Origin of the sequence: Arthrobacter sp. MSA 4-2 (assembly GCF_016405885.1) — a bacterium.
Lineage (GTDB): Bacteria > Actinomycetota > Actinomycetes > Actinomycetales > Micrococcaceae > Arthrobacter_D.
In genome coordinates this window covers 50,939-73,437 of record NZ_JAEKGC010000013.1, presented here as the reverse complement: position 1 = coordinate 73,437, position 22,499 = coordinate 50,939, and the positions used below count along the sequence as shown (strand labels likewise).

Below are 22,499 nucleotides of genomic sequence, written 5' to 3'. Positions count from 1 at the left end.
CATTCGGTCGCTTCGGCGCGGCTTGAGCGCGGCCGCCATCACGTAGAATTGAGCCACTATGTCGCACAGCATCAATCCTGAGGGATCCCCCGCGCCCAAACGGCGCCTTTTCTCCCGCAAGCCCAAGGCTGCCAAGCCGGCGAAGAAGACCGGCAGGACCAAGCAGATCCTCGAAGTCTTCAAGATGACGAGGCGCAACGACCCGAACGTGGTCTGGCTGATGCTCCTTGCCTTCCTGGGCATCATTGCTGTGGGGCTGATCATCGGCCTGCTCATCCAGAACGTCGTGACGCTGATGCTGATCTCGGTGCCGCTGGCCTTCCTGGCCGCGGTATTCATCCTGTCGCGCCGCGCCGAACGGGCGGCCTTCTCGCAGATCGAGGGCAAGCCGGGCGCAGCCGGGGCCGCACTGAGCGTGCTGCGCAGGGGCTGGATCCTCGAGGAGCAGCCCGTGGCCATGAACCCTCGCTCCCAGGACGCCGTGTTCCGTGCCATCGGCCGCCCCGGCATAGTACTCGTCACCGAAGGCCCGTCCGGGCGCGTGAAGCGCCTCGTCGACGACGAGCGCCGGAAGATGGCCCGCATCGTGCCGAACGTGCCGGTCCACGTGATCCAGGCCGGCCGCGGCGAGGGCCAGGTGCCCCTGGCGAAGGTGGCCAAGACCGCCCAGAAGCTCAAGAAGTCCCTCACCAAGCAGGAGGTGCACGCGGTCGACAAGCGGCTGCGCGCACTCGGCACCCGTCTGCCGATCCCCAAGGGCGTCGATCCGTACAAGGCCCGCCCGGACCGCAAGGCCATGAAGGGCCGCTAGGTCCGCTGACTTCTCTGTGGCAGGAAGCTCCCGGTGTTCCGGGGTTTCCTGCCACAGTTCGTTAAGGGCCAGTTCGTTATGGGCCAGTGCGTTAAGGCCAGTGCGTCAAGGCCATTGCTCCGGGGGCCGGAGCTCCGGGAGCCCTGGCTCCAGCGGCCGGACTAGATCCGGACGAGGACGGTGCCGCGGGCGCGGTCGTGGAGGCCGCGCTGGTCGGGGTCGAAGATAAGTGCGGGGATCACCAGGCAGATCAGTACGGAGCGGATGGCGGCGGTGAGGAACCCGGCCGGACGTCCGTCGAGGGTCTGCACCTGCATGCTCAGCACCCGGTGGCCGATGCTGTAGCCGAAGAAACCGACGAAGAGGATCTGTTCCAGGAGGAACAGGTACGTCGTGGCGAACGCGTCCCAGCCGAAGAAGGCCTGCGAGATGAGGGTGCACAGCGCCCAGTCGATCAGCAGGGCCACCACCCGTGGCCCAACCCGCGCGATGGAGCCGGGGCCGCTCTTCGGACGTCCCAGCCGCTGCCCGGGCCAGTCCTGCGCTCCCGAGGGAGGAGGTCCGTTGAGCCAGGATCCGACGTCGTTTCGATTCACCACAGGCCCAGTTTACCGGCGGGCGCCCGCCGGTTTTTCGCGCCCCGTGCGGGCCGCCGTCCCGTCGGACGGCTCGGGGCACAGACCGTCGCTCCCCTGAAGGCACGCTAGGCTGAAAGCACTGCCCATTAAGTAACGTGCCGGAAACAATGGTGACACCCGAGGGAAACTGCGCGCTTCTACAGTTGTAACTTGTCGGCTGCAGCAAGGCACTGCCCGTGTGTCCGCTTTCTGTTGACGCGGACACCCGATGACGCCGGGCCGTTACCCAAGCTATGCGTAAGGAGCATCAATCCATGTTCAAGAATGCGGACGAAGTCCTCAAGTACATTGCTGACGAAGGGGTGAAGTTCGTCGACGTCCGATTCACCGACCTGCCCGGAGTGCAGCAGCACTTCAATGTGCCGGCGAAATCGGTGGACGCCGACTTCTTCATCCACGGCCAGCTGTTCGACGGCTCGTCCATCCGCGGCTTCCAGGGCATCGCGGAATCGGACATGCAGCTGATCCCCGACGTCACCACCGCCTTCATCGACCCCTTCCGGGTCGAAAAGACGCTGGCGCTGAACTTCTCGATCGTGAACCCCCGCACCGGTGACCCGTACCACCGCGACCCGCGCGGCGTCGCCGAGCGTGCCGAGGCCTACCTCGCCTCCACCGGCATCGCCGACACTGCGTTCTTCGCCCCCGAGGCGGAGTTCTTCATCTTTGACAACGTCCAGTACGAGTCCTCCCCGCAGGGAAGCTTCTACAAGGTCGACTCCATCGAGGCCCCGTGGAACAGCGGCCGCGAGGAGGTCGGGGGCAACCTTGGCAACAAGACCCCGTTCAAGGGCGGCTACTTCCCCGTCTCCCCCGTCGACAAGCAGGCCGATCTCCGCGACGCCATCTGCGTCGAGCTGGACCGGGCCGGCCTTGAGGTCGAGCGGTCCCACCACGAGGTCGGCGGCGCCGGCCAGGCCGAGATCAACTACAAGTTCACGACGATGACCCACGCGGCGGACGACCTGCAGAAGTTCAAGTACATCGTCAAGAACGTCGCCAACGCCTGGGGCAAGTCAGCGACCTTCATGCCCAAGCCGGTCTTCAACGACAACGGCTCAGGCATGCACTGCCACCAGTCGCTGTGGAACGGCAGTGAGCCGCTGTTCTACGACGAGCGCGGCTACGCCGGCCTGTCCGACACCGCCCGCTGGTACATCGGTGGCCTGCTCAAGCACGCCTCCGCCGTCCTGGCCTTCACCAACCCGACGGTGAACTCCTACCGCCGCCTGGTGAAGGGCTTTGAGGCCCCGGTCAACATGGTGTACTCGCAGGGCAACCGCTCGGCCGGCATCCGGATCCCCATCACGGGCTCCAACCCCAAGGCCAAGCGCATCGAGTTCCGCGCTCCGGACCCCTCGTCGAACCCCTACCTGGCGTTCGCGGCCCAGCTGATGGCGGGCCTTGACGGGATCAAGAACCGGATCGAACCGGCCGACCCCATCGACAAGGACCTCTACGAGCTGCCCGCCGAGGAGGCCAAGGACATCCAGAAGGCTCCCGGCTCCCTCGAGGAGGCGCTGCTCGCCCTCGAGGCGGACAACGAGTTCCTGCAGGCCGGCGGGGTCTTCACCCAGGACCTCATCGAGACCTGGATCGCGTACAAGCGCGAGATGGAGATCTTCCCGCTGTCGCTGCGCCCGAACCCCTACGAGTTCGAGCTCTACTACGGCGTCTAGCCCGGCCCCAGGGGCGCAGCAGGTGTTTACCTGTGGACCGTCCTGACGGCTCGGCGCCAGCGCCTGACGCTGGCGCCTCGAAGGCCCCTCACTCGATCCGGGCGGAGGGGCCTTCCGCGTTCGCCCCGAAACTGCAGCTCACCACGCTTCACCGGGCGCAGAACGTGGTGAGCTGCAGTTTCGAGTGGGTGACGATGCGTCGAAGGGATTGCCCGGGATCGGTTCGGACCTGTTCAAACTTCCGGTTCGGCGCAACAATCGACCATGGAGAAAACTTACGAGGTCGAAGTTGAGCTGGATGCCGGTGCTGAGGTTGAAGACAGCAAGGTCTTCGCGGTGGGGGCAGCGCAGATCCAGACGCTCGCCGCTGCCGACGGCCACACCCTGACCGACGAGGAGGTCCTTCAAGGCCTCCGCGCGGAGCGGGTCGCACCCGGCAGCAACAGGTGCAGGGTCTCGAAGACCATCCAGATCTGACTCCGTACCCCCGCCGCAAGCCCGGTCTGCCCACCGGGTCGACGGCGCAGCGGGCCGGACACCCGGACTACAGGGCGAGCCCCCGCACCGGACACGGACGCGCGCGCGGGCACAGGCGTGCGGCGGCACCAGCACGACGGCCTTGGCGTGCGGCGGCACCAGCACGATGATGCGGGTGTCTGGCGTCTGGCGGCACACGCCACCGGCGGCGCCGGTTTCGAATGACACGCCTGGATGACACGGTTGCATGCCACGATCCGCTGCGGGATCGGCCCGCGGTGACGCACCTTCACAGCGCCACGGACGCGCGGACAGGCCCGGATCAGGGCGGCACCGCGACGCAAAAATCCCGTGCTGCCGCTGCCCCCTGACACAGCGCGGCCGGGACCGCCACTGAAAACTAGGGCACCAGCGCCCGGTCCACCGATGAAAAAATGGGCCAAATACCGGTCGGGCGGACGGTGGCTGTGCCAGCGTTACCGAATTGGGGAAAATCCTCAGCCCCCTTAGAATTTCCCGAGCGCCGAAAACGAGCAGTTCGACGGATCGAGGTGTCAGAGAATGAGCAACGCCGTGCGCACGATGGCGCCCCCACGCCGCGCCACTACGCCGGCCAAAGAGGTCCGCAGGGATGTGCAGGGCCTCCGGGCCATTGCAGTGCTGCTCGTGGTGATCGCCCACCTCTGGCCGGCATGGCTGCCCGGCGGATATGTCGGAGTCGACGTGTTCTTCGTCATCTCCGGCTTCCTAATGACCAAGCACCTGCTCTCGGAGCTGGGGCGCACCGGCGGCGTCCGGCTTGGCGCTTTCTACCTCCGCCGCATCAAGCGTCTGCTGCCCGCCGCGCTCACGGTTGCGCTGGTCTCCCTGACCGCCGCGTGGGTTTTCCTGCCCTTCCCGAGGTGGGCCTCCCTCGCCTGGGAGACCATCGCCGCCACCGTCTATATCGAAAACTGGGTCCTTGCGGACAAGTCCCTTGACTACTCGGCGGACAACGCGGCGCCGTCGACCGTCCAGCACTACTGGTCGCTGTCGGTCGAGGAACAGTTCTACCTCGTCTGGCCGCTGTTCCTGCTGGGGCTCTTCCTCCTCGCCGCCCGGTGGAGGCTCCCCTCCGTTCAGGTGGTCCGCGGCGGCCTGGCTGCCGTCGGGGTGCTCTCCCTGATCGTCTGCATCCACCTGACCTACACCAGCCCCAGCGAAGCCTATTTCGTGACGCAGACTCGAGTCTGGGAATTTGCCGCCGGTGGACTCGTGGCGACCGTCCTTACGCTCCCCCGCTCCCGCACCTCGGCAGGGCTGCTGGTGAGCGGTGCCGCACAGTGGGCCGGACTCGGCCTGATCCTGTTCGCCGCGGTCACCTTCAACGACGAAACTCTCTTCCCCGGCGCCGCCGCGCTCGTGCCCGTGGCAGGCACCCTGCTCGTCCTGGTGTCGGGCCCGCACCACCCCGGGTGGTCCCCGAACAGGCTCCTGGCGGCACCGCCGGCCCAGTTCATCGGGGACATCTCCTACTCCCTCTACCTCTGGCACTGGCCGCTGATCGTCCTGGCTCCCAGCGTCATTAACCGCGACCCCGCTCTCGGTGACGAGGTGCTGCTGCTCGCCGTCGCGGTGGCCCTGGCCGCGCTCACCAAGTCCCTGGTTGAGGATCCGGGGCGCTCGGTCCTGTTGGCCGGTGCTTCCTTCGGCCGGGTCCTCGGCGCAACGGCCGCCTCGATGGCTGTGGTCACTGTGGTGGCCGCTGCGATGATCGTCAGCGTCGACAGCGCCGAGCGGAACCACAGCGCCGTCCTCAAGGATGCCTCGCGGAGCTCCTGTTTCGGCGCCGGCAGCCTCCAGCCCGACCGGCTCTGCCCGGATCCCCTTGGGCCGCCCGCCACGGAGGTGGTGACCGCCGCAGAATCCTATGAGAAGTCCCCACCCGAATGCGGGCGGGCTGCCGACCCCCTCTGGATCAAGAAGGCGAACCGGTTGATCGAATGCGACTTCGCGGGCGGTGCCGAACCGGCCGCCACCGTATGGCTGGTGGGTGATTCCCACGCCGAGCAGTGGCAGGCGGCGGTCTTCGAACTTGCCCGGCAGAACCGCTGGATGGTCAAGAAGAGCGTCGTGGATGGCTGTCCGGTCGTCGACGTGCCCCGGGTGGCGTTCAAGGGCAAGCCGACCACCAGCGAGGCGTACCGGAAGAAGTGCCTGAAGTGGAGCGGCGCCGTCTCTGACCGGATCACCGCCGAGAAACCCGAACTCGTCTTCGTCTCCTCCTTCGGCGCGGTGGAGAAGATCGACGACGGAAGCGGCCGCTCGCAACCCGAGCAGTACCGCGACGGATTCGCCCGCCGGGCCCTGCCCTGGGCCGAGGCAGGCAGCGAGGTCTTCGTCCTGCGCGACACGCCCCTGACCCTCGACCGCACCACGGCCGAGTGCCTGGCGCAGAACCCCACCGCCCCGCGCGCCTGTTCCAACGACGGCGCTGACGTACTCCCCGCCGACCCCCTCGCCGAAGCCGCGAAGGCGGCAGATTCGGACCGGATCAAGGTCCTTGACCTGTCAGACCAGTTCTGCCCCGACGGGCGGTGCTATGCCTCCATCGGCAGAGCGCATGTCTACTACGACGACAACCATGTGACCTCCGCCTACATGCGCTCCCTCGCCCCGGCCCTGGCGGCCGACCTCGAGGCCAGCCGCGCCGGCTGAGCCCTCCACTCCGGATCCTGCGGACCGGGCCCAGCTGCCGGGGAGCACCCAGTGCCCGCACGAAAAAGCTGCCGCCCACCGGGAACGGTGGGCGGCAGCCTTTGGACGCTTTGAACCGGACTAGCAGCGGTTGCGCCGCTGTTCGGCCGTCGAGGGATTCTTGTAGCAGGTCTGGCCGGTGGTACGCGTATCGGTTGTGACGATCGGAGCTCCAGGAGCCTCGGTATCGACGACGAGGGGATCGATTTCCTCACGGGTCACCGTGATGGTGGGCTCGGCGGGGACCGTCGCCGTCTCCACGTCCTCCCTTGTCTCACCGTCGGCGGAGGTGATGACCGGAGCGGCCGGCGTGCAGGCCACGTCCGATTCGTCCTCGCCGGGCCGGGTTCCGGTGGTGACGACCGGAGTACCCGGAACCTCTGCCGTGGTGATCACCGGATCTCCCGCACTGGTCGAGGGGGTCGCTGTCGGCGTGCCGCTGGGAATGATTGGTTGGTCGTTGCGGTCGAAGCGGAACGTCGCGGTCGTCGTCGTCGTGGTGCGCGTCGTCTGCTGGGTGGTGGTCGCCGTGCGCTGGGTCTGCTGCGTTGTCGCCGTCGCGATCTGCGTCTGGAAGGTCGTCGTGGTGCACGACTCCCGCGGCTGCGTGGTGGTGAACACTTCGGTGACCGGCGTGGTCGTGGTGATAAGTGTCTCCCGCGGCTGCGTGGTGGTGGTGACCCGCTCCTGGGGCGTCGTTGTCGTGGTGACGATCGTGGTGGGGGTCGTCCTGGTGGTCAGGACGGCGCGGTCGCACTTCTCGACAGGCTTGGCCGACCGGTCGTCGTTGACCCTGCGGCAGTTGGTTGTGGTCGGCTGCTGGGTGGTCGTGGTGGTGCCGCGTTCGGTGCGGGTGGTGGAGGTCGGGGTGCCGGCCACGACGACGTCCTCGCTGGTGGCCTCGCCCGCGTCGCGCTCCTCCTCGGTGACGACGGGGGTGCCCACGCGCTCGGTTTCGACGACGGTCGCCTCGCCGGTATCGCGTTCTTCGGTCGTCACCTCAGGGTCGGGCTGGCGCACCGGCTGGGAGGTGTCCACGGTAACCGGCTCGCCGGCGGGGCGGTCCTCACCGAAGGTCGTCGTCGGGCTGCCGGTGGGTACGTCGGGGGCAACGACCACTGTGGTGACGGTGCAGGTCTGGTTGTTGCCGTTGCCGGTGCCCGACAGCGTTCCACCGACCGCGGCACAGTTCGCCTGCCGTTCGGCCTGGCCGGCGAGGCCCGGGGCGGCTGGTGCCAGTGCGACGACGAGTCCGAGGGTCGTCGCGGCTACCAATGAAGAAAAACGCATAATGAACTCTCTGGTCGGGGTGTCCCCGCGCGTGCGGGGTGCCCCGACCGTAAGCCTACTGATCAATTCGCGGCAACGAAACCGGGCCCGATTCGGAAGGATCGGGTAGCGTACGGCCACTTAACAGGTAATTGCCTTGAGCACCGAGTGCCGAAGGGTGCGGTCCGGCAGGCAGCCGGGCCCGCGGATGGGAGTAGCTGCCCCTGTCTCCGGACCGTGCCCGCAGAAGCAGGGCGGACCCTCAGGTTCCGTAGAAGTTGCGCTCGAAGATGGCCCGGCTCCGGCGGGTCAGGCGCAGATAATCTTCCTCCAGCTCGGCACCCTTTCCGGACCCGTAACCACACCAGCGGGCCACCGCCTCAAGGTCGCGGCGTGAGGAGGGCAGCAGGTCGGAGCTGCGCCCGCTCCAGATGACGTTGGCCGCACGCAGCCTGCTGGTGAGCAGCCAGCTGCGCCGCAGGGTTTCCACTTCGGGTGCCGACAGCAGCCCGGCGGCCTCCACGGCGTCCATCGCCTCAAGCGTGGAAGCGGTGCGCAGTTCGGGCACCTGTGCGGCGTGGCGGAGCTGCAACAGCTGGATCAGCCATTCGACGTCGCTGAGGGCGCCGCGGCCCAGCTTGAGGTGCCGGGAGGGGTCGGCCCCGCGCGGGAGGCGTTCGGCCTCCATCCGTGCCTTGATCCGGCGGATCTCCCGCTCGTCGGTCTCCGACAGTGAGGACGGGTAGCGGATGGGGTCGATGAGCTTGAGGAAATCGGCCGTCAGGGCGTCGCTGCCCGCCATCGGCCGCGCCCTCAGCAGCGCCTGGGCCTCCCAGATCAGTGACCACCGCTTGTAGTACTCGCGGAACGAGTCAAGGGAGCGGACCATCGGCCCCTGCCGGCCCTCCGGACGCAGGGCGGCGTCTATTTCAAGGACCCGCTCCGCGAGGACCGGCGGCTTGGACGGCTGGGTGAGGTTCGCGGCGAGCTGCGACACCACCTTCTCCGCCTGCCGCTGGGCGGCGGCCGGATCGGCTCCGGGCAGCGGCCGGTGGACGTAGAGCACGTCGGCGTCGGAGCCGTAGGTGATCTCCCGGCCGCCCTGGCGTCCCATGGCGATGACGACGACGTCGGTAATGCGCGGCTCGGACGCGTGGATGGAATTTTCCGCAACGTGGAGGGCTCCGAGCACGGCGGCCCGGTCGGCGTCGGCGAGCGCGTTGCCCACCGCGGCCTGCGTGAGGAGCCCGGCGCTGTCGGCGATGGCGATGCGGAGCAGTTCCCGGCGGCGGATGAGGCGGATCAGCCGCATCGCGTCCTGCGGCTGCGGGTGGCGCGACATCTTCGACCGGATTTCCTGCCACTGCGACTCGAAGGTGTCGGGGACCAGCTCGGGGTCGGAGCCCAGCCACTTCGTCGATTCCGGCGAGACCTCGAGCAGATCGGTGATGAACCGGCTCGAGGAGAGCACGTTGCACAGCCGTTCCGCTGCGGCCTTCGAGTCCCGCAGCATCCCGAGGTACCAGTGGCTCTCCCCAAGCGACTCGCTGAGGCGGCGGAAGCCCAGCAGCCCGGCGTCGGGATCCACGCCGTCGGCGAACCAGGCCAGCAGGATCGGAAGGAGCTGGCGCTGCAGCACGGCCCGGCGCCGGATGCCGCCGGTGAGGGCCTCGATATGGCGCATTGCGCCTTTCGGGTCGGAGTAGCCAAGGGCGGCCAGCCGCGCCTGGGCGGCCTCCGGGGTGAGCTTGGCGTCTTCGAGGCTGAGGTTCGCCGCGGTGTTGAGCAGCGGCCGGTAGAAGATGGTCTCGTGGAGGCGCTCCACCAGCCGGCGGGTCCGCTGCCATTTCTCGACCATGCTCCGTGCGGTGGGGCGAACGCTGACCATCGCGCCCTCGGTGGAGCGTGCCAGCGCGTGCCGGGCGGCGTCGCCGTCGGGCATCAGGTGGGTGCGGCGCAGCTGCGTCAGCTGGATGCGGTGCTCAAGGAGGCGCAGGTAGCGGTAGGCGTTGTCGAGGTCCGCGGCGTCGGCCCGGCCGATGTACCCGGCGGCGCTGAGGGCCGCGATCGCCGTGACGGTGTCCCGGACCCTGAGGCTTTCGTCGGCCCGCCCGTGCACCAGCTGCAGCAGCTGCACCGTGAATTCGACGTCGCGCAGCCCGCCGCTGCCGAGCTTGAGCTGTTTCGGCCCCTCGTGCCGGGGAATGTTCTCGGTGACCCGCCGGCGCATCGCCCGGACGGACTCCACGAAGCCCTCCCGCTCCGACGATGTCCACACCAGCGGCGCCACGGCCTCCTCGTAGCGGCGCCCCAGCTCCGGGTCCCCGGCCACCGCCCGCGCCTTGAGCAGCGCCTGGAACTCCCAGGTGGAGGCCCAGCGGGAGTAGTAGGTCAGGTGCGATTCGAGCGTGCGCACCAGCGGGCCGTCGCGGCCCTCCGGCCGGAGGTTGGCGTCGACCTCCCAGAGCGCCGGTTCGGGCCCCGCGGAGTAGACCCCGCGGGAGATGCCGGTGGCCAGGGCCGTGCCGATGCGGCTGGCGAGGGCCTCGTCGAGGGACGGGGCGTCGATCACGTAGATCACGTCGACGTCGGAGATGTAGTTCAGTTCCCTCGCTCCGCACTTGCCCATCCCGATGACGGCGAGCCGGACGGCGGCGATGTCGTCGGCGGAATAGCTTTCGGCGAGGTCCGCGCGGGCCACTGCGAGGGAGGCCTCGAGTGCGGCCGCTGCCAGGTCGGCCAGTTCGCGGGCGGCGGTGGGCAGGTAGTCGATGGGAGAGGGGTGGGAGAGGTCGCGCACCGCCAGTTCGGTCAGGTGGCGGCGGTAGGCCGCGCGCAGGCACTGGTGGGCGCCCGTCCCGGTCTTCCCGGCGACGGGGTTCTCCACCGCGGGGTCGGCGTCCACCGCGGCCAGCAGGGAGGCGCGGAGCTGCTCCGGTGTCACGGCGGGTGCCGCCCGCGCCGGGAGCCGGACCGCGTCGAGGTGCCCGGGGTGGCGCATGAGGAACTCCCCCAGCGCCTCGGAGGCCCCCAGCAGGCGGAAGAGCGCCGTGGCCCGGTCCGGCTCCCGGGTGAACAGTTCCGCCACCGCCGGTTCGACGGCCAGCAGGCGCACGTACGACTGGAGGGCGAGGTCGGGGCTGGCAGCGTGGCCCAGCGCGGCGAAGAGCAGCTCCGCGTCGATGCCCGCCAGTTCGGGGGCCTCGAGGAACCGCGTGCTCTTCTCAAGGTCGGTGAATCCGGCGCTGATGAGCCGTCCCGCCAGGCTCATCGGGCACCAGCGGCCCGGCGGGTGCCGTTACAGGATGCCCAGGTTGCGGCGCAGCTCATAGGGGGTGACCTCGATACGGTAGTCGTGCCATTCGGCGCGCTTGTTGCGCAGGAAGTTCTCGAAGACCTGCTCGCCGAGGATCTCGGCGACGAGTTCGGAGTCCTCCATGGCGCGCACCGCATCGTGAAGGCTCGCCGGGAGCGGATCGTGGCCCATCGCGCGCCGCTCGGCGGCGGTGAGGCTCCAGACGTCGTCCTCGGCGCCCAGGGGCAGTTCGTAGCCCTCCTCGATGCCCTTCAGCCCGGCGCCGAGCAGGACGGCGTAGGCGAGGTAGGGGTTCGCGGCGGAGTCGATGCCCCGGTATTCGATCCGGGCGGACTGGCCCTTGTTCGGCTTGTACAGGGGGATGCGCACCAGCGCGGAGCGGTTGTTGTGGCCCCAGGAGATGTAGCTGGGCGCCTCGCCCCCGCCCCAGAGGCGCTTGTAGGAGTTCACGAACTGGTTGGTCACCGCGGTGAACTCGGGGGCGTGGCGCAGGATGCCGGCGATGAACTGGCGGGCGGTCTTGGAGAGCTGGAATTCGGCGCCGGCCTCGAAGAACGCGTTGGAGTCACCCTCGAAGAGCGAGAAGTGGGTGTGCATGCCGGAGCCGGGGTGGTCGGAGAACGGCTTGGGCATGAAGGTCGCGTAGCTGTCCTGGGTGAGCGCCACCTCCTTGATGACGGTCCGGAAGGTCATGATGTTGTCGGCGGTCTGCAGCGCGTCGGCGTAGCGCAGGTCGATCTCGTTCTGCCCGGGCCCGCCCTCGTGGTGGCTGAACTCGACGCTGATGCCCACCGACTCGAGCATGGCAACGGCGGTCCGCCGGAAGTCCTGGGCGACGCCGCCGGGCACGTGGTCGAAATAGCCGGCCTGGTCAACGGGGACCGGGCGGCCGTCGGCGCCGAGGTCGGCGGACTTCAGCAGGTAGAACTCGATCTCGGGGTGCGTGTAGCAGGTGAAGCCCATGTCGGCGGCCTTGGCGAGGGTCCGCTTCAGCACGCTGCGCGGATCGGCGGCCGAGGGCTGTCCGTCGGGGGTGAGGATGTCGCAGAACATCCGTGAGGTCTGCTCCTTGTCCCCGCGCCAGGGCAGGATCTGGAACGTGGACGGGTCGGGCTGGGCGAGCATGTCGGACTCGAAGACCCGGGCCAGGCCCTCTATGGAGGAGCCGTCGAACCCGAGGCCCTCCTCGAAGGCCCCCTCGACCTCGGCCGGGGCCAGGGCGACGGACTTGAGTGAGCCGACGACGTCGGTGAACCACAGCCGGACGAAGCGGACGTCACGCTCCTCGATCGTCCGCAGTACGAATTCCTGCTGCCGGTTCATCCCTACCCTCTTTCCTGCCGCGTCTGCGCTGCGCCGAGCCGTTCCCTGCCCGCGCCGGTTGGCCGGTCGAGCCGGAATCTCTCCATACTCTACTGACCCGGACGCCGGAAACGCGTCCGCCGGTGCCCGCCCAGTATGGCGCGGCGATGTTACAGGCCGGTTACCGGGCGGCGGGGGCGCGGCTCAGGGGAGCCCGGAGCCGTGAAGTAGGCTCGGATTCATGACTTCCGCCGAAATGCCCGCCCCGTACGGCACCGGAGCTTCCACCCCCTCAGAGCCCCAGCAGGCCCCGCGCCCGGCTCGGATCCGGACCCACCACCTTCAGCAGGCCAAGGCGGAGGGCCGGCGCTTCGCCATGCTGACGGCCTACGACCAGTACACGGCACAGATTTTCGACGAGGCCGGCATCGAGGTGCTCCTGGTCGGCGACTCCGCCGCCAACAACGTGCTCGGACACGCCACGACCCTGCCCATCACGCTCAATGAGATGGTGCTGTTCACCCGCGCCGTGAGCAGTGCGGCACGCCGTCCGCTCATTGTGGCCGATCTGCCCTTCGGCAGCTACGAGGTTTCGACCGCCCGGGCCGTTGAGTCATCGGTGCGGCTGCTCAAAGAGGGTGGGGCGCACGCGGTGAAGCTCGAAGGCGGCGCGCAGTTCGCCGACACCGTGCGCGCGCTGGTGCGGGCCGGGATCCCGGTGATGGCGCATGTCGGCTTCACCCCGCAGAGCGAACACGCCCTCGGCGGTTACCGGGTGCAGGGCCGTGGGGACACCGGCCGGAGGGTTATCGACGACGCCCTGGCCCTGGAGGCGGCGGGCGCGTTCTGCGTCCTCATGGAGATGGTGCCCGCCGACGTCGCGGCCAAGGTGGATGCCGCGGTGCAGGTGCCGACCATCGGCATCGGCGCCGGCGCCTCGACGACGGGCCAGGTGCTCGTCTGGCAGGACATGGCCGGCCTGCGGGGCGGGAAGCAGCCGAAGTTCGTCAAGCAGTTCGCCGAGGTCCGCTCCGTGCTGGCCGACGCCGCCACCCGCTACGCCGAGGAGGTCCGCAGCGGAACCTTCCCCGGCCCGGAGCACTCCTTCTAGCCGGGGTTGCCGGCGTTCAGTCCTCGTCCTCGGCGTCCCAGGCCTTGTTCCGCTGCTGAACCTTCTCGAGGGCCCGCTCGGCCTCCGCGCGGGTCTCATAGGGACCGATGAGCTGCTTCCAGTCGGACTGCGCGTCAACCTCGACCTCATGGGTCCGGACATTGAACCAGTACTGCGGCATCGTCTTCTCCTCCTGCGTCGTCGATGGCGGCCGCCACGGGTGCCGGGCTTCCGGCAGCCGCCCGTGGCCTTATAGGCGGCGCTTTCAGCTCTGAACCCCGCCGCCTATAAGATCAAGGGTATGCCCCACAATCCTGGCACCGCACCCGTTGGAACGCTCCAGCGCGGCATGGTCAGTCCCCGGCTCCCCGTCCCGTCCGGAATCGCCCGCCCCGAATACGTCGGCCGCAAGGCCCCCGCGCCCTTCACCGGCTCGGAGGTGAAGACCGCCGAAACCATCGAGAAGATCCGCAAGGCCGGACGGCTGGCCGCCCAAGCCGTCGAGGAGGTGGGACGCCATGCCCAGCCCGGCGTCACGACCGACGCCCTCGACCGGGTCGGCCACGAATTCCTCATCGACCACGGCGCCTACCCGTCGACGCTCGGCTACCGCGGCTTCCCCAAATCGATCTGCTCCTCGATCAATGAGGTGATCTGCCATGGCATCCCGGACAGCACCGCCCTCCAGGACGGGGACATCCTCAACATCGACATCACCGCCTACCTCGACGGCGTCCACGGCGACACGAACTCCACCTTCCTCGTCGGCGACGTCGACGAGGAATCCCGGCTGCTCGTGGAGCGGACGAAGGAGGCGCTGAACCGGGCGATCCGGGCCGTCGCCCCGGGCCGGGAGATCAACGTGATCGGCCGCGCCATCGAATCCTACGCGCGCCGTTTCGGCTACGGCGTGGTGCGCGACTTCACCGGCCACGGCGTGGGTGAGGCGTTCCACACCGGCCTGATCATCCCACACTACGACGCCGCCCCCGCCTACAACCGGGTGATCGAAACCGGAATGGTCTTCACCATCGAACCGATGCTGACCCTTGGCACCATTGAGTGGGACATGTGGGCCGACGACTGGACCGTGGTGACCCGCGACGCCAAACGCACCGCGCAGTTCGAACACACCCTGGTCGTCACCGACACGGGCACCGAGATCCTCACCCTGCCCTGACCCGCCGCCCGGCGGTCAGGGAACACCGACCAACCCCACGAAACGGCTCGGGCCGGGCGAACCGCCCACCCGGCCACGAATATCACCTGGAGAATCATGCCCAAGGACATCGACAAGAAGAAGCCCGGCCGGAAGCTGCCCGCCACCGTCATCGGTGTCGATATCGGCGGCACCGGGATCAAGGGCGGCATTGTCGACCTGGCCAAGGGCGAAATCGTCGGTGAGCGCTACCGGATTCCGACTCCGCAGCCCGCCACCCCGGAGGCGGTCGCCGGCGTCGTTGCCGAGATCGTCACCGAACTCTCCTCGCGCCCGGGCGGTCCGGCCGCCGATGTGCCGGTGGGTGTGACCTTCCCGGCCATCATCCAGCACGGTGTCGCCCGCTCAGCGGCGAATGTCGACAAGAGCTGGGTCGACACCGACGTCGACGCCCTCTTCACGCGGGTGCTCGGCCGGAGCGTCCACGTCATCAACGACGCCGACGCCGCCGGCCTGGCCGAGGTGCGCTACGGCGCCGGCAAGGGCGTGGCCGGGACAGTCCTGGTGATCACCCTGGGCACCGGCATCGGTTCGGCGTTCATCTTCAACGGGCAGCTGGTGCCCAACGCTGAGCTGGGGCACCTCGAGATCGACGGGCACGACGCCGAGTCCAAGGCATCGGCCGTGGCACGTGAACGGGACGGGATCGACTGGGACGAATACGCGGTGCGGCTCCAGCGGTACTTCTCCCACGTCGAGTTCCTCTTCTCCCCCGAGCTGTTCATCGTCGGCGGCGGGATCTCCAAGCGCAGCGCCGAATACCTTCCCTCGCTTGACCTGCGCACCCGCATCGTCCCGGCCCAGCTGAAGAACCAGGCGGGCATCGTGGGCGGGGCGCTGCAGGCGGCGCTCCTGCTGTCCCCCTCAAGCACCAAGTAGCCCAGGCACCAGGCAGCCCAGGCACCAGGCAGCGGCTCACGAAAAGACCCGTGCCTTCCGGCAACGCCGGAAGGCACGGGTCTTTTCTGCGCTGGCCGTGAGGGGAGGGCCTCCGTCCGGACGTTCGATCCGGTGGGACGTGGTGCCGGTGGTGGCGCCGGCTTCCCCTCCGCCGCCACCACCGGGGTCTCAAGGCGCACCTAGTGCGCGGTCAGGGGCCGCTGCGCCCCCGAGGGTACCTTCGCGTTGTCGGAGGACTGGAGCCGAAGCGTGGCGATGGCCTCTTCGAAGTCCTCAAGGGATTCAAAGCCCTGGTACACGCTGGCGAAGCGCAGGTAGGCGATCTGGTCGAGCTTCCGCAGCGGGCCGAGGATCGCCAGCCCCACCTCGTGGGCATCGATTTCGGCGACACCGCTGGCGCGCACCGATTCTTCGACTTCCTGGGCCAGTAGGGCGAGGTCGTCCTCCGTGACCGGCCGGCCCTGGCAGGCCTTCCGCACGCCGTTGATCACCTTGCCGCGGCTGAAGGGCTCACCGGCACCCGAGCGCTTGATGACGCTGAGGCTTGTCGTCTCCACCGTGGTGAACCTGCGCCCGCACGCGTGGCATTGCCGGCGCCGGCGGATCGCCGAACCGTCGTCGGCCAGCCGGCTGTCAACGACTCGGGAGTCGGAGTTGCGGCAGTAGGGGCAATGCACTGCGTACTCCTGTCTCCGCTCGGGCCGGATGGGCGGGTACCGGACCGCTGGGCGCTCCGGATGGTTCAAGTGTAGAACCAGATGTAGGGAAACTACAAGCGTGCAATTACCACATCTAGTGGTTATTGCGGGGGAAGCGCGCCCGTACGGCGTCGCCGTGGGCGGGCAGGTTCTCGGCCTCCGACAGCGCCAGGATGGGCGCGCTGACCTCCGAAAGCGCACTCCGTGAGTACTCCACCACCTGCTGCGCCCGCAGGAAAGTCGTCGTGTTGAGCCCGGACGCGAACGAGGCGGTCCCCCCGGTGGGCAGGACGTGGTTGGAGCCGGCACAGTAGTCGCCGAGGCTGACCGGGCTGTACGGTCCGACGAAGACCGCGCCCGCGTTGCGGACCCGGGCGGCGGCGGCCGCGGCGTCGGCGGTGTGGATTTCGAGGTGCTCGGCGGCGTAGGCGTTGCAGACTTCCAGGCCGGAGTCGAGGTCGTCGACCAGGATCACCCCCGACTGCGGGCCGGACAGGGCCGTAAGCACCCGTTCGCGGTGCCGGGTGGCGTCCGCCTGCCGGCCGAGTTCGATGCGCACGGCATCGGCGAGGGCGGGGGAATCAGTAATGAGCACCGAGGCTGCCTGCGGGTCGTGTTCGGCCTGGCTGACCAGGTCCGCGGCGACGAGGACGGGGTCTGCGCCGGCGTCGGCCAGCACCGCGATCTCGGTGGTGCCCGCCTCCGAGTCGATGCCGACGACGCCGCGGACGAGCCGCTTGGCCGTGGCCACGAAGACGTTCCCGGGCCCGGTGACGACGTCGACCGGCTCAAGGGAGGGGTGGCCGTCGGCCTCCTCGAAGCCGTAGGCGAAGGCCGCCACCGCCTGGGCTCCGCCGATCGCATACACCTCGGTAATTCCGAGCAGGGCCGCCGCCGCCAGGATGACCGGGTGCGGCCAGCCGCCCCATTCCTTCTGCGGCGGGGAGGCGAGGGCGATCGAGGGGACGCCGGCCGCCTGCGCAGGAACGACGTTCATCACCACCGACGAGGGGTAGACCGCGAGGCCGCCGGGCACGTAGAGGCCCACCCGGTCGACGGGAACCCACCGGGACACGAGCCGTGCCCCCGGCGCCGGACACACCTCCACCTCGGCCGGCACCTGCGCCGCGGCGAACAGCCGGGCGCGGGTGATCGCCTCGTCCAGGGCCGCACGGACCTGCGGATCGAGGTTCTCCAGGGCGCTGCGCAGGACGTCGGCGGGCACCCGGGGGTGGTCCTGCTCCACGCCGTCGAAGCGGCGGGCGAGCTCCCTCAGGGCCGGCAGACCCCGGTTCCGGACGTCCTCGAGGATCCGTCCGACCGCCTCTTCGGGCGGATGCTCCCCCACCACCGGCCGGGGCAGTGCGCGCTTCAGCTCACGCCGGCTGAGGGAGAGACCCCGGAGGTCGATGGTTCGGAAGCCCTCGCGGGCCGGGGCGGCAGCTGGATTTTCCACTCGGCCAGTCTACCGGCGCCCGGGACGCGGCCCGCTGTCAGGGACGCCCGCGCTGCAGCCAGTCGAACAGGGCGGCGGCAAACACGATGAGGGCTGCGGCCGCCGGCCAGATGGCGGCGGCGCCCGGAGAGTGGAGCCCGAATCCCGATCCGGGGATCTCGGGACTGCCATGCGGGCCGATCCAGGCACCGAGCGCGGTGCCGACCAGGACGGCGAGCAGGGACCCGAGGATCGAGCCGCCGACCGCGGCGAGGAGCCGCCGCAGCCCGCCGGGCCGCCCGAGGCGCCGGGCCAGCACCGTTCCCACGGCTACGCCCGCAACGAGTTCAAGCCCCGCGAGGGTCAGGTCGCGCAGCAGCCAGGTGCCGGGGAGGCGTCCGTCGCCGAAGAGAATCCCGCCCGGGGCGCCGAGCCACCAGAACACGCCCAGGACGATACCGAGCACCGCCGTCGAGCCCGCCCACCACAGCAGGCCCACGGGAGGGGCCGCCGTGCGGTTCGGAGCCGGGGCGTACACCGGGGGCGGGTAGGAGCCGGCGTCGTGCGGGCGGGAGGGGTGCATGACTTCTACATTAACAAAAGCACGCTCCCGCCGCCCGGCTCGCCTAGGGTTGAGGGATTGCCGGAGCCGCCGGCGGCCGCACCCGCCCGAGGGATGCGGATCGCAATCGTTGAAGGAGGGGCCATGGAAGGGAACCTGGTGAAGGACAGTCCTGCCGCCGCCGATCCGGGCCCGGGATCGGCATTCCGCGGAGTTTTCCGCCGCCATGCGGCCGGGGTCGCCATCATCACCGCGTCCTACAACGGACAGCCCTTCGGGTTCACCGCCACGTCCGTGGCGTCCCTGTCGGCCGACCCGGCCCGTTTCACCTTCAATATGTCGCGGGGGTCCTCCTCCTGGCCCGCCGTCGCCAACACCAGTTACGTCGGCGTCCACATGCTGAGCCTTGACAACCAGGCCCTCGCGGACCGGTTCGCCCGCACCCCGGACCGCTTCGGCGGGGACCATTGGAGCCCGGGCTCCCACGGGGTCCCGCTGCTGCACGGAGTGGCCGGCTGGCTGATCGGGCGCATCACCATGAGGCTGTCCTTCGAGAACAATGCGGTGGTCGTCGCCGAGGTGACCGAGGGAGGCACCGGGGCCGACGGCGCGCCGCTGCTGTACCACGGGGGCGGCTACGCCGCGCCCACCGACTACATCATCTGAGGGATCGGCCGGGGAGCGCGGCTGCGACGGCCGGCCTGCTCAGCCGGCCGGGTTGCTCAGGCGGCCCGGGCTCAGCCGATCGTCAGCCTCAAGCGGCCGGCATCCTCAAGCGTCGAGGCAGGCTGGGCCGAGCAGCACCTTCAGGTCCCCGAACAATGACGGGGTGGGGTTCACCCGCAGGTCCACTCCGAGCTTCATCACCTCGACCTTGCGGTTGCCGTTGAGCCGGATCTGGACCTCGCTGGTGCCCGGATGGGTGCGCAGCACCTCGCCCAGGGCCGTCACCGCCGCCTCGGTGGCCTTGTGCTGGGCCATGGAGATGACGACGGGCCCGGAGTGGCCCTCGCTGAGGTCGGGCACCGTGAGTTCCTGCGCGTTGAGCATCACCGCGCCGTCGTCCCGGCGCTGCAAGCGGCCGCGCACCACGACGATGAGGTCCTCGGCGAGCACGCCGGAGATCGGCCCGTACACCTGCCCGAAGAACATCACCTCCATCGACCCGGCGAGGTCCTCGATCTCCGCGCGGGCGTAGGCGTTGCCGCTGTTCTTGGCGATCCGCCGCTGCAGCGAGGTGATCATGCCCGCGATGGTGACAATGGCGCCGTCGGCCGGGCCCTCGTCGCTGATCACCGAGGGAATCGTCAGGTCGGCGTGCTGGCTGAGGATCCCCTCGAGGCCCTGCAGCGGGTGGTCCGAAACGTAGAGGCCAAGCATGTCGCGTTCGAAGGAGAGCTTGTCCTTCTTCTCCCATTCGGGCAGGTCCGGCACCTCGACCGAGAGGCTGCTGCCGGCGCCGGGGTCGTCAAACGCGCTGAACAGGTCGAACTGGTTCGCGGCCTCGTTGCGCTTGAGCACGATGACCGAGTCCACGGCCTCCTCGTGGATCATCGCCAGCGCCCGGCGGGGGTGCTTGAGCGAGTCGAAGGCCCCGGCCTTGATCAGGGATTCGATGGTGCGCTTGTTGCAGACGACGGCGGGGACCTTCTGCAGGAAGTCACTGAAGGAGGTGAAGTCGCCCTTCTCCTCCCGGGCCGTGACCATCGCCCCGACGACGTTCGCGCCGACGTTGCGGATGGCGCCCATGCCGAAGCGGATGTCGTTGCCGACCGGAGTGAAGTTCACGCTCGACTCGTTGACGTCCGGCGGCAGGACGGTGATGCCCATCCTGCGGCACTCGTTGAGGTAGATGGCCAGCTTGTCCTTGTCGTCGCCGACGCTGGTGAGCAGGGCGGCCATGTATTCGGCCGGGTAGTGGGCCTTGAGGTACGCCGTCCAGTAGGAGATCAGCCCGTACGCGGCGGTGTGAGCCTTGTTGAACGCGTAGTCCGAGAAGGATTCGAGGACGGTCCACAGCTTGTCCATGGCGGCCTGGGAGTAGCCGTTTTCCTTCATGCCGGCGAAGAAGTCGGCCTGCTGCTTGTCCAGCTCCGACTTCTTCTTCTTGCCCATGGCGCGCCGGAGCATGTCCGCCTGGCCGAGGGTGAAGTTCGCCAGCTTCTGGGCCGCGGACATCACCTGCTCCTGGTAGACGATCAGGCCGTAGGTGCCGCCCAGGATCTCCTCGAGCGGGCCCTCGAGCTCGGGGTGGATCGGCTCGATCTCCTGGAGCCCGTTCTTGCGCAGCGCGTAGTTCGTGTGCGAGTTCACGCCCATCGGCCCGGGACGGTAGAGCGCCAGCACCGCGGAGATGTCTTCGAAGTTGTCGGGGCGCATGAGCTTGAGCAGGGAGCGCATGGGCCCGCCGTCGAGCTGGAACACGCCCAGGGTGTCGCCGCGGGCCAGCAGCTCGTAGGAGGCCTTGTCGTCGAGCTCGAGGTCCTCCAGCACCAGGTCGGTGCCCTTGTTCGCCGTGATGTTCTCCACGGCGTCGGTGATGATGGTGAGGTTCCGCAACCCCAGGAAGTCCATCTTGATCAGTCCGAGCCCCTCGCAGGTGGGGTAGTCGAACTGGGTGATGATCTGGCCGTCCTGGTCGCGGCGCATGATCGGGATGATGTCGATCAGCGGGTCCGAGGACATGATGACGCCGGCGGCGTGGACGCCCCACTGGCGCTTCAGGCCCTCGAGGCCCAGAGCCGTCTCGAACACCTTGGCGGAGTCGGGGTCGGTCTTGAGCAGCTCGCGCAGCTCGTCGGCCTCGGAGTAGCGCTTGGCGTCCTTGTTGTGCACGTCGGCAAGGGCCAGGCCCTTGCCCATGACGTCCGGCGGCATGGCCTTGGTGAGCCGCTCCCCCGTGGAGAACGGGTAGCCCATGACGCGCGAGGAGTCCTTCAGGGCCTGCTTGGCCTTGATGGTGCCGTAGGTGACGATCATGGCGACGCGCTCGTCCCCGTACTTCTCGGTGACGTAGCGGATCACCTCGGAGCGGCGCCGATCATCGAAGTCGACGTCGAAGTCGGGCATGGAGACGCGCTCGGGGTTCAGGAAGCGCTCGAAGATCAGCCCGTGCTTGAGCGGATCGAGGTCGGTGATGCGCATGGCGTAGGCCACCATGGAGCCGGCGCCGGAGCCGCGGCCGGGGCCGACCCGGATGCCGTTGTTCTTGGCCCAGTTGATGAAGTCGGCCACCACGAGGAAGTACCCCGGGAAGCCCATCTGGGTGATGACGCCGACCTCGAACTCGGCCTGCTTGCGCACGTCGTCGGGCACGCCGCCGGGGTAGCGGTAGGCCAGGCCGGTCTCGACCTCCTTGACGAACCAGGACTGCTCATTCTCCCCCTCGGGCACGGGGAAGCGGGGCATGTAGTTGGCCTTGGTGTTGAATTCGACGTCACACCGCTCGGCGATGAGCAGCGTGTTGTCGCAGGCCTCGGGGTAGTCGCGGAAGATGGCCCGCATTTCGGCGGGCGACTTGAGGTAGAACTCGTCGGCGTCGAACTTGAAGCGCTTGGGGTCGGCCAGGGTGGAGCCCGACTGGACGCATAGCAGGGCCGCGTGCGCCTTGGAGTCCTCGGCGTGGGTGTAGTGAAGGTCGTTGGTGGCGACCAGCGGCAGGCCCAGTTCGCGGGCCAGCTTGATCAGGTCGGCCTGGACGTTGCGTTCGATGTCGAGCCCGTGGTCCATCAGCTCGCAGAAGTAGTTTTCGGCGCCGAAGATGTCGCGGAAGTCCGAGGCCGCCTGCTTTGCCTCCTGGTATAGCCCAAGCCGCAGCTTGGTCTGCACCTCGCCCGAGGGGCAGCCGGTGCTGGCGATCAGGCCCTTGCCGTAGGTCTGCAGCAGGTCCCGGTCCATGCGGGGTTTGTAGAGGTAGCCCTCGAGGGAGGCCAGCGAGGACATCCGGAACAGGTTGTGCATGCCCTCGGTGGACTCCGACCAGAGGGTCATGTGGGTGTAGGCGCCGGCGCCGGAGACGTCGTCGCGGCCTCCCCCGCCCCACTGGACGCGGGTGCGGTCGGAGCGGGCGGTGCCCGGGGTCAGGTACGCCTCCACCCCGATGATCGGTTTGATGCCGGCGCTGCGGGCCTTGCTCCAGAAGTCGAACGCCCCAAACACGAACCCGTGGTCGGTGGTGGCCAGCGCGTTCATGCCGAGCTCTTCGGTGTGGCTGAAGAGGTCGGTCAGCTTCGCGGCCCCGTCGAGCATCGAGTACTCGGTGTGATTGTGAAGGTGGACGAAGGACTCACGGGACGCTGCTGTTGAAACCACTCGACCATTCTAGGCCCGCCGTTCCATCCCTGGGC

Annotated in this window: 17 protein-coding genes; 8 read left to right on the top strand and 9 right to left on the bottom strand. The window is 68.8% G+C overall.

From position 1 onward, the window contains the following. Positions 1-58 precede the first annotated feature (58 nt). Positions 59-811 (top strand): DUF4191 domain-containing protein, encoded by a 753-nt coding sequence (locus tag I6N91_RS14370; RefSeq protein ID WP_120169648.1) that lies wholly within the window; start codon positions 59-61, stop codon positions 809-811. 161 nt (positions 812-972) lie between these two features. Here the strand turns inward: I6N91_RS14370 and I6N91_RS14365 are convergent, their stop codons facing one another. Further along, entirely contained in the window at positions 973-1,410 is a 438-nt protein-coding gene (locus tag I6N91_RS14365; protein WP_198813718.1) for an RDD family protein, read from the bottom strand. A gap of 293 nt (positions 1,411-1,703) precedes the next feature. Here I6N91_RS14365 and glnA point away from each other — a divergent pair, with 293 nt between their 5' ends. The 3 genes from glnA (at position 1,704) to I6N91_RS14350 (ending at position 6,302) form a co-directional block, all read left to right on the top strand. Next, positions 1,704-3,128, top strand: coding sequence for a type I glutamate--ammonia ligase (glnA, locus tag I6N91_RS14360; RefSeq protein WP_198813716.1), 1,425 nt, complete (start codon positions 1,704-1,706; stop codon positions 3,126-3,128). Between the two features lie 264 nt (positions 3,129-3,392). After that, the gene (locus I6N91_RS14355) at positions 3,393-3,605 is read left to right on the top strand and encodes a hypothetical protein (RefSeq protein ID WP_198813714.1); all 213 of its coding nucleotides are present in this window, start codon (positions 3,393-3,395) and stop codon (positions 3,603-3,605) included. 561 nt (positions 3,606-4,166) lie between these two features. Continuing rightward, positions 4,167-6,302: an acyltransferase family protein gene (locus I6N91_RS14350; RefSeq protein WP_198813712.1), complete on the top strand. Its 2,136-nt coding sequence runs from the start codon at positions 4,167-4,169 to the stop codon at positions 6,300-6,302. A gap of 120 nt (positions 6,303-6,422) precedes the next feature. Here I6N91_RS14350 and I6N91_RS14345 read toward each other — a convergent pair whose 3' ends face one another. The 3 genes from I6N91_RS14345 to I6N91_RS14335 all read right to left on the bottom strand — a co-directional run bounded on the left by I6N91_RS14345 (position 6,423) and on the right by I6N91_RS14335 (position 12,249). Then, positions 6,423-7,631 carry a hypothetical protein gene (locus I6N91_RS14345; protein WP_198813711.1) on the bottom strand — a complete coding sequence of 403 codons (1,209 nt, stop codon included), beginning with the start codon at positions 7,629-7,631 and terminating at the stop codon, positions 6,423-6,425. A 241-nt stretch (positions 7,632-7,872) separates the two neighbouring features. After that, positions 7,873-10,881: a bifunctional [glutamine synthetase] adenylyltransferase/[glutamine synthetase]-adenylyl-L-tyrosine phosphorylase gene (locus tag I6N91_RS14340; RefSeq protein WP_198813710.1), complete on the bottom strand. Its 3,009-nt coding sequence runs from the start codon at positions 10,879-10,881 to the stop codon at positions 7,873-7,875. A gap of 27 nt (positions 10,882-10,908) precedes the next feature. After that, positions 10,909-12,249, bottom strand: a complete 1,341-nt coding sequence (locus I6N91_RS14335; RefSeq protein ID WP_120169662.1) for a glutamine synthetase family protein — start codon at positions 12,247-12,249, stop codon at positions 10,909-10,911. A gap of 220 nt (positions 12,250-12,469) precedes the next feature. Between I6N91_RS14335 and panB the strand changes: the two genes are divergently transcribed. Further along, positions 12,470-13,339, top strand: a complete 870-nt coding sequence (gene panB, locus I6N91_RS14330) for a 3-methyl-2-oxobutanoate hydroxymethyltransferase (protein WP_198813709.1) — start codon at positions 12,470-12,472, stop codon at positions 13,337-13,339. 16 nt (positions 13,340-13,355) lie between these two features. On the opposite strand, the gene I6N91_RS14325 is transcribed toward panB, so the two are convergent. Then, positions 13,356-13,520, bottom strand: a complete 165-nt coding sequence (locus tag I6N91_RS14325; protein ID WP_133404849.1) for an SPOR domain-containing protein — start codon at positions 13,518-13,520, stop codon at positions 13,356-13,358. Between the two features lie 120 nt (positions 13,521-13,640). Between I6N91_RS14325 and map the strand changes: the two genes are divergently transcribed. Both map and ppgK read left to right on the top strand, forming a co-directional pair. Continuing rightward, complete coding sequence (gene map, locus I6N91_RS14320) at positions 13,641-14,519, top strand: type I methionyl aminopeptidase (RefSeq protein ID WP_198813708.1); 879 nt, start codon at positions 13,641-13,643, stop codon at positions 14,517-14,519. A 96-nt stretch (positions 14,520-14,615) separates the two neighbouring features. Next, positions 14,616-15,437, top strand: coding sequence for a polyphosphate--glucose phosphotransferase (ppgK, locus tag I6N91_RS14315; protein WP_120169670.1), 822 nt, complete (start codon positions 14,616-14,618; stop codon positions 15,435-15,437). A gap of 200 nt (positions 15,438-15,637) precedes the next feature. On the opposite strand, the gene nrdR is transcribed toward ppgK, so the two are convergent. The 3 genes from nrdR to I6N91_RS14300 all read right to left on the bottom strand — a co-directional run bounded on the left by nrdR (position 15,638) and on the right by I6N91_RS14300 (position 18,174). Beyond that, positions 15,638-16,135, bottom strand: coding sequence for a transcriptional regulator NrdR (nrdR, locus tag I6N91_RS14310; RefSeq protein WP_198813707.1), 498 nt, complete (start codon positions 16,133-16,135; stop codon positions 15,638-15,640). A gap of 115 nt (positions 16,136-16,250) precedes the next feature. Further along, complete coding sequence (hisD, locus tag I6N91_RS14305; RefSeq protein ID WP_198813705.1) at positions 16,251-17,612, bottom strand: histidinol dehydrogenase; 1,362 nt, start codon at positions 17,610-17,612, stop codon at positions 16,251-16,253. 37 nt (positions 17,613-17,649) lie between these two features. After that, positions 17,650-18,174 (bottom strand): hypothetical protein, encoded by a 525-nt coding sequence (locus I6N91_RS14300; RefSeq protein WP_198813703.1) that lies wholly within the window; start codon positions 18,172-18,174, stop codon positions 17,650-17,652. Positions 18,175-18,297: 123 nt separating this feature from the next. On the opposite strand from I6N91_RS14300, the gene I6N91_RS14295 reads away from it, so the two are divergent. Beyond that, positions 18,298-18,819 carry a flavin reductase family protein gene (locus I6N91_RS14295; protein WP_198813701.1) on the top strand — a complete coding sequence of 174 codons (522 nt, stop codon included), beginning with the start codon at positions 18,298-18,300 and terminating at the stop codon, positions 18,817-18,819. 105 nt (positions 18,820-18,924) lie between these two features. On the opposite strand, the gene dnaE is transcribed toward I6N91_RS14295, so the two are convergent. After that, entirely contained in the window at positions 18,925-22,464 is a 3,540-nt protein-coding gene (dnaE, locus tag I6N91_RS14290) for a DNA polymerase III subunit alpha (RefSeq protein WP_294566522.1), read from the bottom strand. Positions 22,465-22,499: the final 35 nt, after the last annotated feature.